Here is a 14,649-nt window from a genome sequence, read left to right on the forward strand (position 1 = left end):
TTTTATCTAATCCTGTACGCAACGTGAAAGCGTAAGGATAGAAGAGACAGATCCCCCGTATCTGTCTTCAATCTGTACAAAGTTATGTCAAACTGTATCGATACACTTCGACATACTTTTGCCACTATTTCGCGACACTTCAATACGCGTTCAGCCGGATTTCCACCGACGAATCCCTCTAACCTGCCTCTGTTTTTTCAAAGCGGATATGACCGGACCGGGGGATAAGATGAACCACCTGAAGCAATTTTTAATCGGCTTACTTTGCAGTGTCGTAACGACAGTATTTCTCCCTGTACAGGCCAGCGACAACCCTAACCTGTCGGCTCTGAGCAGTCTCATTATTCCTGGCAGCGCCCAATGGGTGCATGATGAAGAAGGTAAAGGCAGCCTGCATTTTATAAGCTTTTCTACCGGGGTTATGGGGTCCGGCTACTACTCTGATCGCAGCGACTATCTGAGCGACAGCGAACGCTACAATGACGACAAATCAACCGAATATATCAATAGCACCAGCCTGAAAGCCGGGTTGTTCGATGGGTTGCTGCTGAACACCATGTTTTACTCCTCCTACGACGCCTACAGCGATATCCGTTACCAGGAGACAAAAACAAAGAAAGCCTCTCTGGGAACGCTAGCCGCATCGCCTTTTCAATGGGAGTATCTCAGCCGCCCCACAACCTATGTGCCTCTGATACTGATTGCGGCAGCCTCTTCTCAGGAAAAATTCACCTACCAAAGTGTGGACAGCACCTCTAAAGGTGAGATGGCGATGCAGGCGGTAGCGGTAAACACTATGACCGCCGTTGGCGAAGAAGCTTTTTTCAGAGGCTATATGAACCACGAACTCAGCTATCAGCTGGGAGAAAACTGGGCGATTGGGCTAAGCTCCGTTGGCTTTGGCCTTGCTCACAATGGAGAGGGTGATCAGGCAGATCAGCTAACCGCCGCAGCCATTGGTGGCTATCTGGCCTGGTTGCACCAGTCCAATCATTACCAGATGGGAGAAAATATCGCACTGCACTACTGGATCAATATGATTTCGGATCTGGCGGCCATATCACGGGGCAAGAAGGGCACACTCCTTAGCCTGGGGTACCCTTTCTGATAGTCCGCTGTATGCCCTCAAGCCCAACCTGCCTCAAAAAATAAAACACTACTGACAGAATGCTGTCAGTAGCCCTGCTTTAGACTCTCTCCCGTTGCTGACAACACAGTCCGCACGAACCACCTAATCAAATTACAACAGCAAGGAGAGTCACATGGACAACAACATCAATATCGCCGTTTGGTTTGAGATTCCGGCAACCGACTACGAGCGCGCCGTCACCTTTTATCAGACTATTCTGGATGTCGAGCTGGAAGACTTTGAGATGGACGGCCTGCGTCAGGCATTATTCCCCCACGGTAATAAAGCCCATGTATCCGGTGCTGTGGTCTGTGGCGAAGGCTTTAAACCCTCTGCAGATGGCTGCGTCGTATACCTTAACGGCGGTGAAGATCTATCTGTGGCGCTGTCGAAAGTAGACGCTGCCGGTGGTAAAGTGCTGCTGCCTAAAACCCATCTTAGCGACCAGATCGGCTGTATTGCACTCTTTATGGATACCGAGGGCAATCGCATCGGCATCCACTCAATGGGCTAAGCTTTTTAGCCGATATATTTAGCCGATAAAGACAGCAGCTAACGATAGCCCAAAAAAATAGCATCCCATCAAGGAGATTCCCGTGCGCCGGGCTGACCGACTTTTCCAGATTATCCAATACCTGCGTAACCGCCGGTTAACCACAGCGAAGTGGCTGGCGGAAAAGCTCGAAGTGTCTGAACGCACCATCTATCGGGACATTCAGGATCTGATGCTCTCCGGCGTTCCCATCGAAGGGGAAGCCGGAGTGGGCTACGTGCTGCGCCACGGTTTTGATATTCCTCCCATCATGTTCACCAAAGCAGAGATCGAAGCGCTGGTGATCGCTGCCCGCCTTGTCAAAACCTGGGCAGGATCAAAACTCGCCCGCTCCGCTGACAGCGCACTGGACAAGATTGAAGCCGTACTGCCCGACAACCTGAAACAAGAGCTGGCAAAACCAAGGCTCTACACGCCGCAAGTACTTACTAACAACGCCACCGCCGCCCTGATGGACGAACTGCGGGAAGCGGTTAACGCCAAACAGATCATCCGCATTGACTACCTGAGCCTGAAAGAGGAAACCACCCAGCGGGAACTCAGGCCCCTTGGCCTTTTCTTCTGGGGCAAGATCTGGACACTCGCCGCATGGTGCGAGTTACGCCAGGGCTACCGGAGTTTTCGTGTGGATCGCATCACAGCAGTCAGCATCACTGACCGCGTGTTTGAAGAAGACGAGCAGATCTCATTTAGCGGCTTTCTGAATGAGAAGTATGGTGATCTGAGCTGTTCTTAGCGTAAGAGCAACAGATGCTCAGCAATTTTATAGGCGGTATATTTGACCTGTCCGGGTTTAGGATAATCATCCGGAACAACCTCAATCTCCTCAACCTGCAGATCACCGCTGTACTGAACATTCGCCTGATGAACACCCTCAATCATCTCATCGATATAGCGCTGCAGATCAAACTGGATACAGGCATTCTCCTGATTCACCGCCAGACGCTTCACAATCCGAACACCGCTTTCAGGGGTAACGCCAAATTTTATTGAGACAAGCACACAACCCGGCCCTGTCACGTGCTGCATTCGGTAATAAGTACTCTCTGCAATGTCAGGCATTTTCGTCAGTTACCGGCTCAGAACATCAATAAACCATTTTGGCTGCATAGCCTCAAAATCAGTCCGGACATTATTGGGCAGATAACTGGCCGAATCCAGAACATACCCTTCGCCCTCCACGCGTTTAAACACAACCCAATGCCAGAAGTTTTTGCCCGCCTCCTGATGGTGCTTGATAGACAGCAAGGCCAGATCCGGCAAAGTATCCCAGGATTCAAAAGGGATCTCATCCGGCGAGGTTTCAACCCCTGCGCTTAATAGCATCTCTCTGACATACCGGGTTGAAGACCAGAGGGATTGATCATCCGCATAGATACCCATTGAATTCGCAATCGCCTTCATCTCCGGATAGGTTTTACCCAGAATATTAGCAACCGACGCGATGCCACAGCCTGTTGTTTCTTCCTGAATGACGGATCTCAACACGGGGTTATCCTTATATAAGCAGTATCAACGGTCAAAAAGCAGACCTACGGTTTTTCCTTCATCAGAAAGAAACAGATGCCATAGGATATCCTCGTTACCTTTCTCGTGCTGAGCCTTCCAGAGCAACATATGCTCATTGGGCTTTTTGAGATATCCCAAATACTCGATATTTGTGACAGCGCCCAGAACCTTTAAACTCTCAACCCCATCCTGAAAAGACTCGAAATCCGGCTTATCCCCCCGGCTGGAAAGGGTTCGCGCCAGCAACTGATAATCGGCTTTGCCATGCGCTTCGATAACCTTTTCAATAATCGGACGACCGATACTTTCCGCATTGTCATTGTTTATCATAACCATCACTCCTTAATAATCACTCTGGTTTAAGACACCTTATGATTCCCGCCATTACGCCAGAATCTGTCTCAGGCGCTCAAAAACCGGATCAAGCATTCGGGTTTCCATTGCATGCTCCCATGCACCATCACAGAATCTTTCGGCGCGGCTTGAGCCGGTCAAAACCTCGCGAATCTCATCAATATTCGCTGTTTCAATATTATTCAGAATATCGGCAACCGCTTCAGGCCGGTAAGAGATCATCCAGGGCGGTGCGGATAACGCCTGCATAAAGTCGCTGACCTCGTCAGGGTATTTGGGATAAAAACCAACCCGCTCTATTTTGTCTGCATTGGCCAAAGCCAGTTGATACTGACCTTCCAGATGTTCCAAATCCCTTAGGGTTATCATAACAACTCCAAAATACTCATTAGCCTCTCAGGCAAGTTGCTGCCGGACTTCCATCAGCGCGAATCCCAGCAGATTTAACCCTTTCCACTGCTTCGGGTTCTCTGCTGCCGGATTATCCTGAGCCAGACCTATGCCCCAAATTTTGTCTACGGGGCTGGCCTCGACCAGTATCCGACTTCCTGTACCCAACAAAAACGCCTTAAGCTGAGGGTTCTGAGAAAACTTAGCAAGATTGGCATCCACGACAATGCCGAACCGTTTCTCCTCCCACAGTTTTTGATCAAAACCCAATACCTCGCGACCCACGGCCTTTGCTTCTCCGGGGGTAACCGCCGCAAGGACTTTTTCGCAGGCTTTGTCATCTCCAAACAGTTTGGCTTTCTGGTACATCATGTAGTGCTCTGCGGTGAGAAATTCGTGCTCACCCTCGTGAAATTTCGCCTCGTACCACTGGCTGAAACAGCTCTTTGTCACCTGTTGCCCTTTTTCCTGATGGTCCCAGAAAAAAATGTATTTCGGTTTTTCTCCGCCATCGATCAAAGCGACCAGTTCGTCTTTTGTCCTGATATCCATGTTCAAAAAATCCTTTGAGATCAAAAAAGGGCTAGATCTGATGGAACGAAACCCGCGCGTTCCATTGCCGTCTGAATTTATCCAGATAAACCTAAATTAAAAAAGACAAAACAAGCCGGATCATTGATGACAAAGCTATAGGTGTTTTTCGTGTGGATCGCATCACAACGGTCAGCATCACCGACCGTGTGTTTGCAGAGGATGACAGGGTTTCGTTCAAGGGATTTCTGAATGAGAAGTATGGCGGTATGGAGAGCAAGGAGTTTGACTAGGCCTTAACGCCCTGCCCTATTAATAGCCCGGATCTACTTATCCAAAACTATGTGTCCAAAATAACGTCAAAACCACCGTAGATAATGCGCTTACCATCGAAGGGCATGGGGTTAGTTTCAGGACTCATTCTCGGGTCTTCCATCACCAGCTGCCAGCCAGCATCCCGAACCTCTTTGGACGGCCAGATAACCCAGGAGAACACAACGGTTTCATCCTCTTTTGCCTGCACAGCCATCGGAAATGACGTGACCTCACCATCCGGCACATCATTACCCCAAGCCTCCATCACCTTTAATGCCCCGCACTCTTTAAACACCTCGGCAGACAGCCTGCTGTGCTCAAGGTACTGCGCTTTATTCGCGGTTGGTACAGCGGCTACAAATCCATCGACAAATGACATAAATAAACTCCTTCCAGTGAAGCTATAACCATAGACCAGAGATGCCCAAGGGCATAGTGCGCGAAGGTGTGGTTACGGTTTAATCTTTGCCAAATCAACAGCAGTCAGGACAGCGTTTAGAAAAAATGTTGCATGGCAGCTTACTAACCAAAAAACCACTGATGAATAAGCCGACCCGGTGCCAGAGTGCCTATTGCCGCACCCACTACACCATAAAAAGCGCCTATGGCAAATCGCCTATGCCGTCGTATGTTACCGGTTTGGGCTGAATAAAACGAAACGACAACACAGACCAATACCCAGATAGAAAGTAAATGGATTGGGCTAAACCCCCACAAAAGATCCATAAAACCTGTAAGCCAAAAGGAAGAAACTGCCACAATAACCATGGACACCATCCATGACCAACCGACTAGCTTATGACTTTTTGTTCCTTTAGTTGTGATTAACTGGCTGAATCCAGCCAGTAAAGCCCAGAGTGCCGCAATAAGGTGAATCGTGACAGCCATCCATGGTACCTATAATATGACATGAGTTAAGAGCCTTGAATCATTTCAATAAACGCGGAAATATGTTCCAGGTTTTGAGTTATTTTGGCTGACTCAGAACCTCAACCAATCTTTGATCAATTTCATTTCTACGGACACTACCAGCCTCTTTGCAAACAAATCCAGCCCCTCTTCAGGCAGAATATAGATGGCCTTGGGTTTACAGAGCGGCATAAAGCTAAAGTGCGATGCATCTTCGGTCTTTTTGAAGGTCGGTTGTCCATTCGAGTATTTATATACGGAATAATTTGTAACATGGGCGGCACCCGGTTATCCAGTTCAGCACCAACAGTAACTGCCTTTACCGACAGAGTATCTAACGATTCCGGTAAGCAGGCTCTGTTACAGCTGTTGGGTAAAAGAGCTTAATTTCAATAAACCTGTCTATTTCAACAAACTCAAACTGCCGCTCAGCAATGCCTATAGCCATCAAGCTTACCGAGCTATAACAGCATAAAAACACGAGTAGTATTTTTTCATCATTCTTCACGAAAAGTACTAACATCGATGTTCATCATTCTGCCGATTAGCCACTCAGCGCAATACCAACGATGTAGAGCTTTTGCTTTTTTACCGCGTCCTTCGTACTCTACGCCCCTTGTTTATGAACGATTCAGACCTCTAAGGGGCTAACAGGCCCTGCATATCACCCGTTACAACAGGCAATACATTCCATGAAACACCGGCCAGCTAACACCATTATCGTACTGGATTTTGAGACTACCGGCTTATCGCCTAATCAGGGTGACAGAGCGATTGAGATTGGTGCTGTGCGGGTGGAAAATGGCCGGATCACGGATCGCTTTCAGCGCCTGATGTGCCCGAACCAGCGGATCAGTGGTTTTATCGAAAGCTATACCGGGATTACCAACCGGATGCTGCAGGATGCCGATCCGGCGGAACAGGTGATGGCAGATTTTGCGGACTTTATCGAAGACAGCAATCTCGTCGCGCACAACGCGTCTTTTGACAGCAAGTTTCTGATCAGCGAACTGGCCCGTATTGAGCAGCCCTGTAAACAGCTGTTCGTCTGCTCCCTACTGGTTGCCCGCCGCCTTTATCAGAATGCACCCAATCACAAACTGGGCACTCTGGTGCGCTTTAAAAACCTTCCTACAGATGGCACCTTTCACCGCGCTTTGGCCGATGCAGAGATGACCACTCATCTCTGGCTGACAATGCTTGGGGATATGGAGAACCGTTACGGCATCGATCAGGCGGACTTCGCCCTGATGCAGAAACTGGGCAAAACCGCTAAAGGCAAGACGGATGAGTTTTTGCGGAAAAGTGCAGCAACGGCCTGAGCTTTATCAACCTGCACCGCGTGACGATACCTTTCTAGCTAGCGGATCAGCAGCTGATCCCGCCACTTCCATTCAAGCAGCGCCAAACCGCCCACAAAGAGCGCTTCTGCCAGCAGATGCAGATATCCCAGAGAAGAGAGTTGCTCATAGTATTGGCTGACAATACCAAGACAGACCATCGCCCAAAAACTATTAGCAAGGATCAGGGCTTTGATCAGTAGAACTGGACGGTTTTTACGAACCACAAGAGCGAAGGAATAGCAGGCATAAAGGATGTTGGCTGCGCCCATAAATAACAGTAACCCCTGAGGAACGTTATACCAAGCACTCAACCAACCGGAGAAAGCGAGCATTAACACACCCGCCAAAGCACCGGCAGAGCAGTCGATCCAGAGAAGGGCTTTAGGCGCTCCACCAGCACAACTACACTTAAGATGCACCCGAAGCCCCTCCACCAGTGGCTCCAGATCCTTGAACGTATGCTAGATCCAGTTCAACTTCATGGCGTACCGGTGGCGACCTATAAACTTGGCTTTGTAGTTGCGAGCAAACGTAATCATTGAGTGAAAATTGCTCTTGAAAATGCCCATCCCGATTGCTTATGGACTTCGATAGGCCAAGACTCACCACAAGATTATCGCCAGCGTGATAGATACCATAAGGCATAAGAGTTTGAGATGACTGAGTACCGTAAATCAAAGTATCTTGCCAAAAAAGATCAAGAAATTTTTGTTGCTCTTCAGTAAGTTGAGCTACTGTCCTATCCACCATCTCTTCATACTGATTCCTCTCATAGTCAACAAAAAGTGCGCGTACAACGGGGTTTAACTGAAAAATAAACTCTGTTGCAGATAGCTGGTGAACCTGTGAGATCCAGCGAGACCTAAGAAGCCAGCCAATACCCTCACGATGAATATCCATTCGCATATCAGAGGCTAGTAATTCTCGTAGAATTCTCAGTTCTGGTAATTTTAGATGAGGGAGAGATTTTTTAATTATTCTTTTAAATTCACTTTGCTTTGTTTCCTTTGCTCTAAGGGAAACCAGCTTACTTTTGATACTCAACCAGCAAAATTCCAAGAAAGCCAATACCAAATATGATGCAGAAAAAGCCCCAACCGTTAGAAATAGAACAGCGTAATTATCGGGAAACCCAGTCGAAGCGAATTTTTTAGAAACTGGCTGCCACAACCATAAAACCAGAAAAACTGCCCCTAGTGCTTTAGCAGCTGATCTTACAGATGATATTGAATCAAAAAACTTTGCTATCCAATCAAGCACTGATTACTCCTTTATTTAATCTTTCTACATAGCAATAAAACAGAGGAATACATTTGATTTAGAAAGAAAAAATCCATTTTCTGATCTGACTGTTTCCCTACCATGCGCACCTGCGTTGTTTCAAATTCCCGCGACCTGATGAGTCGAGGCTACATCCATAATTCTTTGATTCTGCAGACTATCCTAATCAAGCAAACCGGTAAACCAAGGCTTAGGTCTGTCCTCAGGACTAAAACGCAAAAACCCCCAATAGAGCGAACTCTATTGGGGGCTTTTGAAGTTCAATCAGGAAGGTTAACGCTTAACCACCCAGATAAGCCTTACGTACGTCTTCGTTCACCAGCAGGTTATCACCGGTGTCTTCCAGTACGATATGACCATGCTCGATCACGTAACCACGGTCGGCCAGTTTCAGCGCCTGGTTTGCGTTCTGCTCCACCAGGAAGATGGTGGTGCCTTCATCACGCAGCTGTTCGATAATCTCGAAAATCTGGTTGATGATGATCGGCGCAAGACCAAGGGATGGCTCATCCAGAATCAGCAACTCAGGATTGCTCATCAGAGCGCGGCCAATCGCCAGCATCTGCTGCTCACCACCGGACATGGTTCCGGCACGCTGGCTGTAACGCTCTTTCAGACGCGGAAACAGTTCCAGTACGTGTGCCAGGCGTTCTTCATAGTTGGTGTAGTTAAAGAAGCCACCCATGGCGAGGTTTTCTTCCACGGTCATACCGGAGAAAACACGACGACCTTCCGGTACAACCGCAAGACCGGTACGCATGATCTCGGAGGTGGCCTTCTGGGTGATATCTTCACCCTTCCAGGTCACGGTACCGGATGATGCACGGGGATCACCACAAGCGGTCATCAGCAGCGTTGTTTTACCGGCACCATTGGCACCGATCAGGGTAACAATTTCACCCTTTTCAACATTCAGGGATACGCCTTTCAGAGCCTCAATGGGACCGTAGTGCGTATGAACATTATCAAGTCTCAGCATTACTCTTCTCCCAGATAAGCTTTGATTACCTCAGGGTTACCCTGAATTTCAGCAGGTGTACCCGCTGCCAGAGGCTGCCCCTGATTCACGACATAGATCTGGTCGGAAATACCCATCACCAGCCCCATGTCGTGCTCAATCAGAAGAATAGAAATACCTTGCTCATCACGCAGCTGGACAATCAGTTCATCCAATGCTTTGGTTTCGTTCGGGTTAAGACCTGCCGCAGGCTCATCCAGCATCAGCAGCTTCGGATCAGTCACCATGCAGCGGGCGATCTCAAGACGGCGCTGCTGACCATAGGCCAGATAACCAGCTTCGCGGTTAGCAAATTCCAGAAGACCAACGCGCTCCAGCCAGTGCGCTGCACGATCCATCAGCTCCTGCTCACGCTTTTTAAAGCCTGAGGTCAGGAAGAAACCTTTCAGCAGGTTGTGCTCGGCGTGCATATGCTGAGCAACCAGCAGGTTCTCAATAACGGTCATCTCTTTAAACAGACGCACGTTCTGGAAAGTACGCACCATGCCTTCACGGGCGATCAGATGGCCGGGCTTGCCGCGCAGCTCTTTACCACGGAACTCAACAGAACCCGCGGTAGGAATATAGAAACCACTGACACAATTAAATACCGTGGTCTTACCGGCACCGTTCGGGCCGATAACCGATACAATTTGCTTCTCTTTTACTTCAAGATCGACGCCATTTACCGCCAGCAGGCCACCAAAGCGCATCGTCAAATCTTTTACTGTTAACAGATTATTAGTCACGTTTCAGCTCCAAATGCGGACGTTTCATCGGCAGCAGACCCTGGGGTCGCCAGATCATCATAAGCACCATCATCAGGCCGAACAGCAGCATGCGGTATTCGTCAAACTCACGGGCCAGCTCAGGCAGAACCGTCATGGCGATGGCCGCCAGAATCACACCCAACTGCGAGCCCATGCCACCCAGTACCACAATCGCCAGAATGATGGCAGATTCGATAAAGGTGAAGGATTCCGGGCTGATAAAGCCCTGACGCGCGGCAAAGAAAGAACCGGCAAAACCCGCAAATGAAGCACCAATGGTGAAAGCACCCAGCTTGATGGTCGTCGGGTTAAGACCCAATGAACGACAGGCGATATCGTCTTCACGCAGGGCTTCCCAGGCACGACCGATCGGCATACGGATCAGGCGACGGATCACATACAGGGTGATCAGCACCAGTAGCAGGGCCATCAGATAGAGGAACATCACTTTGTATTCACTGCTGTAGCCAATACCGAAGAACTCATGGAAGGTGGTTGCACCCTCTTCTGATGGGCGACGGCTGAACTCCAGACCAAACAGAGTCGGCTTAGGAATACGGGCGATACCGTTCGGGCCACCGGTCAGATCTGTCCAGTTGTTCAGCAGGATACGGATGATCTCACCAAAGCCCAGGGTCACAATCGCCAGATAGTCACCGCGCAGACGCAGTACCGGGAAACCCAACAGGAAACCAAACAGAGCCGCCAGACCACCGGCAATCGGCAGAGCAACCCAGAAAGAAACGCCGAAGTACATATTCAGCAGCGCGTAGGTATAGGCACCAACGGCATAGAAGCCGACGTAACCCAGATCCAGCAGACCTGCCAGACCAACCACTACGTTAAGACCCAGACCCAGCATCACGTAGATCAGCGTCAGGGTTGCGATGTCCACCGCTCCACGGGAGCTCATAAACGGGAAGATCAGCAGACCGATGATGATAAACATGGTCCAGACCCGCTGCTGCTGAGACGTGCGCAGGAACGAAGGCAGCTCCATACGCTCATCGCTGCGCATTTTAGCGGTAAAGTTGCTCACCTGTTCACGGAACAGCTGTAGCAGGAATACCAGCGCCACACCCACAAACAGGAAGGTGATTTTGCCTGTTGAGGAGGCCTCAACAACCAGATTGATCCCTTCTGAGGTCAGAGTCATCCCCAGCAGGAAGCCGCCCAGCACTAAGGTAATCAGTGCTGCGACAAATGCAGAAGTCACACGAGACATTAGATTTTCTCCACCTCAGGTTTACCCAGAATACCCTGCGGCATAAACAGCAGAATCAGTACCAGCAGAGAAAATGCCACCACATCTTTGTATTCTGCGCTCAGATAACCGGCGGTAAGACTTTCAGAGATACCCAGAATCAGGCCTCCGAGCATCGCACCCGGAATACTGCCGATACCACCCAGAACCGCAGCGGTGAAGGCTTTCAGACCTGCGATAAAGCCGATGTAGGGGTTGACAACACCGTAGTAGAGACCCAGTAACATACCGGCAACGGCAGCCAGAGCGGCACCGATCACGAAGGTTACTGCGATAACATTATTCGAATTAATACCCAGCAGGTTGGTCATACCGATATCCTGCGCACACGCACGACAGGCACGGCCCATACGGGAGCGGGTAATAAAGAGTGTCAGACCAATCATACACAGAACAGTCGTTACCATAATGATCACCTGCATATAGGAGATCATGATATGGCTGCCATCAGGGTTACCAAACAGGAAACCACCCTGAATCATGCTCGGCATCGCAATATCCCGCGACCCCTGAGCCAGACGAATATAGTTCTGCAGAAAAATAGACATACCGATAGCAGAAATCAGTGCAATCAGACGCTTACTGCTACGAAGGGGGCGATAAGCGACCCGTTCAATAGAGAAGCCATAGGCACTGGCTACCAGAATACTTACCGCCAAGGCCATAGCGATAAGCAGGAAAGGATTATCAATACCCAGCATGCTTAAACCTGCCAGGGCGATAAACGCAACATAAGTACTGATCATATAAACTTCGCCATGCGCGAAGTTGATCATGCCGATGATGCCATAAACCATCGTGTAGCCGATGGCGATCAGCGCATAAGTACTGCCTATGGTCAGGCCATTAGCAATCTGCTGAAGAAAGTAGAAAATAGACTCGGACATTGGTTGACACCTTGAGAGCAACGCTAAACCCGAAGCCTGCTTTTGGCAGGCTTCGGGGGGAACGTTCACAGTGTACTTTGTAAGTGAACTGCTTGGTTCAGTATTATTATGATGGCTTACTTGGCAGGGGACTTAGTGCCGTCAGCGTGCCAGTTGTACACTACGAAGTTAAATGAAGTCAGGTCGCCCTTTTCATCGAACTTAACATCACCAATTGGCGTAGAGAAAGAAGCTTTATGCATGTGTTCAGCAACTTCTTCAGCGTCAGAGCTGCCGGTTGCTTTCATACTTTCAGCCATAACCTGAACCGCTGCATAAGCAGGCATTACGAATGGGCCGGAAGGATCCTGGCCTTTCTTCTCGAATGCTTTAACCAGACCTTTGTTTTTCGGATCCAGCTCGAAGCTTGGTGGCAGAGTCACCATCAGACCTTCAGATGCTTCACCTGCGATCGCTGAGATGTCTTTGTTACCCACACCTTCAGGACCCATGAATTTCACATCCAGACCCAGCTCAGCAGACTGACGCAGAATCAGACCCAGCTCAGGGTGGTAGCCACCGTAGTAAACGAAATCTACGTCGTTACGCTTCAGCTTAGCAACCAGCGCCGAGAAGTCTTTATCACCCGCGGTGATACCTTCAAACATCACAACATCAATGCCTGCATCTTCAACAGTGCTCTTAACGGCAGTTGCGATACCTTCACCATACTGCTGCTTATCGTGAATAACCGCCATGCGCTTAGGCTTAACGTTTTCAGCAATAAAGCGACCGGCAACAGGGCCCTGCAGGCTGTCCAGGCCGATGGTGCGGAAAATCAGCTCATAGCCCTGCAGAGTGATATCAGGGTTGGTAGAAGCAGCCGTTACCATCACAATACCTTCATCTTCGTAGATATCAGATGCAGGCTGAGTAGAGCTTGAGCACAGGTGACCAACAACGAACTTGATGCCATCATTTACGATTTTGTTAGCAACAGCTACCGCTTGTTTAGGGTCACAAGCATCATCGTACTTAACGCCAACCAGCTTCTCACCGTTGACACCACCTTTTTTGTTGATCTGCTCGATCGCCATTTCGGCACCGATAAACTGCATGTCACCGTACTGTGCAACAGGACCGGAAACTGGGCCAGCCAGAGCGATTTTGATATCAGCCTGGGCAACAGAAGCACCCATCAGTGCTGCGGAAACACCCATTCCGATCAGAGTTTTTTTCACCATGCTCTTCATTATTATTTCCCATTTTATTATTGATCATTCAATTTCAGCTGAATAAACAGGGATCTTGTCTCAGCTGATTCTTCTGGCATCTCTAAAAAAACGACTTTGTTTTTATCGTCATTAAGATGAAATACCAGACCTTCGACTGAGGATTATTTACCCAAATTCTGACCTTTGTCTAGTTTGTATCGGTACAAATTTCAGCAATGGAATATTTTGAGAAAAAAATAAAACCAAACAGAAACCCATAAACCAGAAAATAAAGAGCAATTAAAACAATATGATAGTTATATCATCTGACTAAACCGAAAAATCAGGGATTAAGCTCGGTTCGTAACGGTTCTTTTACATTTTTGGTTTGCAGTGCATTTTTTTTTATTTCAGTCACTTAGCAGCAAAAAAAGATGCTCTGTTTTGCGCAACTCACTCTTTTTTGAACTAGATTTTATTTACGCACTCAAGACCGAGGTGAGCCATGGCTAACCAATTACCTTCATTCGATGTGCTAATGGATCTAGCCCAGAATAACCCTGAACAACTGGAAGATATTCGCAACTTACTGAGCAAGGAGATTATCCAGGATGCCTCACCCCGAATCCGCCATAAACTGGAGGGGATAATCTTTAAAGTAGATATGGAGCGCCAGCGCAGCAAGACCCCACTTCAAAGCTGTATTCGAATTGCGGCACTCATGCATGATTCTTTCAATCAGATGCGCGAAGAACTCGACACACTCTTTCAGCCATCCATGCTGAAAGAGGCTCACTACCGTCCCAAAGCGCCTAAGTGCACATTGCCACCCCAGGTTTCAGCGAGCAATGTTATTCCTTTCAAGAGAACTGACCCGGCGCCTCCCCATTGAAAGCCCTCTTCCTTCCGCCCCCTGTGGTGACGCCCAGACTGACGCGTTACTGAGCAAACGCTTTCCCGCCAATCCAAGAAAAGCAAATACCACCAAAAAACTTAAAAAAAACAATAAATAACGCCAAAAAAGATCGCTTTAAAAACTATAAATACCCATCAAGTAAAATCCCTCAAAGGATCATTTCAAAATCAGCTCCCCCACATCCCCATGGCACACATCCTGCTTTTAACCTGACAAGCGCCTTTAGATAGTGCATTAGCGCACCGCTAAGATGCAGAAACTAAGACCAATAAAATCAATTAGTTGCATAAAAAAATAGCCTGCTATTT

General features: G+C 48.5%; 19 protein-coding genes. 5 read left to right on the plus strand and 14 right to left on the minus strand.

Going from position 1 to position 14,649, the window contains the following annotated elements; genetic code table 11:
* The first annotated feature begins 229 nt into the window (after positions 1-229).
* From AC4GL5_RS15215 to AC4GL5_RS15225, 3 genes are all read left to right on the plus strand, one after another.
* Positions 230-1,108, plus strand: a complete 879-nt coding sequence (locus AC4GL5_RS15215; protein WP_490383651.1) for a CPBP family intramembrane glutamic endopeptidase — start codon at positions 230-232, stop codon at positions 1,106-1,108.
* Between the two features lie 154 nt (positions 1,109-1,262).
* Positions 1,263-1,643 (plus strand): VOC family protein, encoded by a 381-nt coding sequence (locus AC4GL5_RS15220; protein ID WP_490383652.1) that lies wholly within the window; start codon positions 1,263-1,265, stop codon positions 1,641-1,643.
* Between the two features lie 82 nt (positions 1,644-1,725).
* The gene (locus AC4GL5_RS15225; protein ID WP_490383653.1) at positions 1,726-2,418 is read left to right on the plus strand and encodes a helix-turn-helix transcriptional regulator; all 693 of its coding nucleotides are present in this window, start codon (positions 1,726-1,728) and stop codon (positions 2,416-2,418) included.
* On the opposite strand, the gene AC4GL5_RS15230 is transcribed toward AC4GL5_RS15225, so the two are convergent.
* The 7 genes from AC4GL5_RS15230 to AC4GL5_RS15260 form a co-directional block, all read right to left on the minus strand.
* Positions 2,415-2,744 (minus strand): hypothetical protein, encoded by a 330-nt coding sequence (locus tag AC4GL5_RS15230; RefSeq protein WP_490383654.1) that lies wholly within the window; start codon positions 2,742-2,744, stop codon positions 2,415-2,417. The two genes, AC4GL5_RS15225 and AC4GL5_RS15230, sit on opposite strands and share 4 nt — an antisense overlap.
* 9 nt (positions 2,745-2,753) lie before the next feature.
* Positions 2,754-3,170 carry a hypothetical protein gene (locus AC4GL5_RS15235; protein ID WP_490383655.1) on the minus strand — a complete coding sequence of 139 codons (417 nt, stop codon included), beginning with the start codon at positions 3,168-3,170 and terminating at the stop codon, positions 2,754-2,756.
* A 24-nt stretch (positions 3,171-3,194) separates the two neighbouring features.
* Positions 3,195-3,521, minus strand: a complete 327-nt coding sequence (locus tag AC4GL5_RS15240; RefSeq protein WP_490383656.1) for a hypothetical protein — start codon at positions 3,519-3,521, stop codon at positions 3,195-3,197.
* A gap of 54 nt (positions 3,522-3,575) precedes the next feature.
* The gene (locus tag AC4GL5_RS15245; protein WP_490383657.1) at positions 3,576-3,914 is read right to left on the minus strand and encodes a DUF6508 domain-containing protein; all 339 of its coding nucleotides are present in this window, start codon (positions 3,912-3,914) and stop codon (positions 3,576-3,578) included.
* A 27-nt stretch (positions 3,915-3,941) separates the two neighbouring features.
* Positions 3,942-4,487 (minus strand): riboflavin biosynthesis intermediates N-glycosidase, encoded by a 546-nt coding sequence (gene ybiA, locus AC4GL5_RS15250; protein ID WP_490383658.1) that lies wholly within the window; start codon positions 4,485-4,487, stop codon positions 3,942-3,944.
* A gap of 319 nt (positions 4,488-4,806) precedes the next feature.
* Positions 4,807-5,160, minus strand: a complete 354-nt coding sequence (locus AC4GL5_RS15255; protein WP_490383659.1) for a DUF1428 domain-containing protein — start codon at positions 5,158-5,160, stop codon at positions 4,807-4,809.
* Positions 5,161-5,303: 143 nt separating this feature from the next.
* Positions 5,304-5,669: a DUF2306 domain-containing protein gene (locus AC4GL5_RS15260; RefSeq protein ID WP_490383660.1), complete on the minus strand. Its 366-nt coding sequence runs from the start codon at positions 5,667-5,669 to the stop codon at positions 5,304-5,306.
* 713 nt (positions 5,670-6,382) lie between these two features.
* Here AC4GL5_RS15260 and AC4GL5_RS15265 point away from each other — a divergent pair.
* Complete coding sequence (locus tag AC4GL5_RS15265; protein ID WP_490383661.1) at positions 6,383-7,012, plus strand: 3'-5' exonuclease; 630 nt, start codon at positions 6,383-6,385, stop codon at positions 7,010-7,012.
* Positions 7,013-7,050: 38 nt separating this feature from the next.
* Here AC4GL5_RS15265 and AC4GL5_RS15270 read toward each other — a convergent pair whose 3' ends face one another.
* The 7 genes from AC4GL5_RS15270 to AC4GL5_RS15300 form a co-directional block, all read right to left on the minus strand.
* Complete coding sequence (locus AC4GL5_RS15270) at positions 7,051-7,452, minus strand: hypothetical protein (RefSeq protein ID WP_490383662.1); 402 nt, start codon at positions 7,450-7,452, stop codon at positions 7,051-7,053.
* The gene (locus AC4GL5_RS15275; protein ID WP_490383663.1) at positions 7,442-8,293 is read right to left on the minus strand and encodes a hypothetical protein; all 852 of its coding nucleotides are present in this window, start codon (positions 8,291-8,293) and stop codon (positions 7,442-7,444) included. Before AC4GL5_RS15275 ends, AC4GL5_RS15270 begins: the two co-directional genes overlap by 11 nt.
* Before the next feature lie 301 nt (positions 8,294-8,594).
* Positions 8,595-9,293, minus strand: coding sequence for an ABC transporter ATP-binding protein (locus AC4GL5_RS15280; RefSeq protein WP_490383664.1), 699 nt, complete (start codon positions 9,291-9,293; stop codon positions 8,595-8,597).
* Positions 9,293-10,060, minus strand: a complete 768-nt coding sequence (livG, locus tag AC4GL5_RS15285; protein WP_490383665.1) for a high-affinity branched-chain amino acid ABC transporter ATP-binding protein LivG — start codon at positions 10,058-10,060, stop codon at positions 9,293-9,295. Before livG ends, AC4GL5_RS15280 begins: the two co-directional genes overlap by 1 nt.
* Positions 10,053-11,306 (minus strand): high-affinity branched-chain amino acid ABC transporter permease LivM, encoded by a 1,254-nt coding sequence (locus AC4GL5_RS15290; protein WP_490383666.1) that lies wholly within the window; start codon positions 11,304-11,306, stop codon positions 10,053-10,055. Before AC4GL5_RS15290 ends, livG begins: the two co-directional genes overlap by 8 nt.
* Positions 11,306-12,232: a high-affinity branched-chain amino acid ABC transporter permease LivH gene (gene livH, locus AC4GL5_RS15295; RefSeq protein WP_490383667.1), complete on the minus strand. Its 927-nt coding sequence runs from the start codon at positions 12,230-12,232 to the stop codon at positions 11,306-11,308. Before livH ends, AC4GL5_RS15290 begins: the two co-directional genes overlap by 1 nt.
* A 116-nt stretch (positions 12,233-12,348) precedes the next feature.
* The gene (locus tag AC4GL5_RS15300; protein WP_490383668.1) at positions 12,349-13,464 is read right to left on the minus strand and encodes a branched-chain amino acid ABC transporter substrate-binding protein; all 1,116 of its coding nucleotides are present in this window, start codon (positions 13,462-13,464) and stop codon (positions 12,349-12,351) included.
* 466 nt (positions 13,465-13,930) lie between these two features.
* Between AC4GL5_RS15300 and AC4GL5_RS15305 the strand changes: the two genes are divergently transcribed.
* Positions 13,931-14,317, plus strand: coding sequence for a DUF3135 domain-containing protein (locus tag AC4GL5_RS15305; protein ID WP_490383669.1), 387 nt, complete (start codon positions 13,931-13,933; stop codon positions 14,315-14,317).
* Positions 14,318-14,649: the final 332 nt, after the last annotated feature.

It is taken from the genome of Oceanospirillum sp. (genome assembly GCF_982874595.1).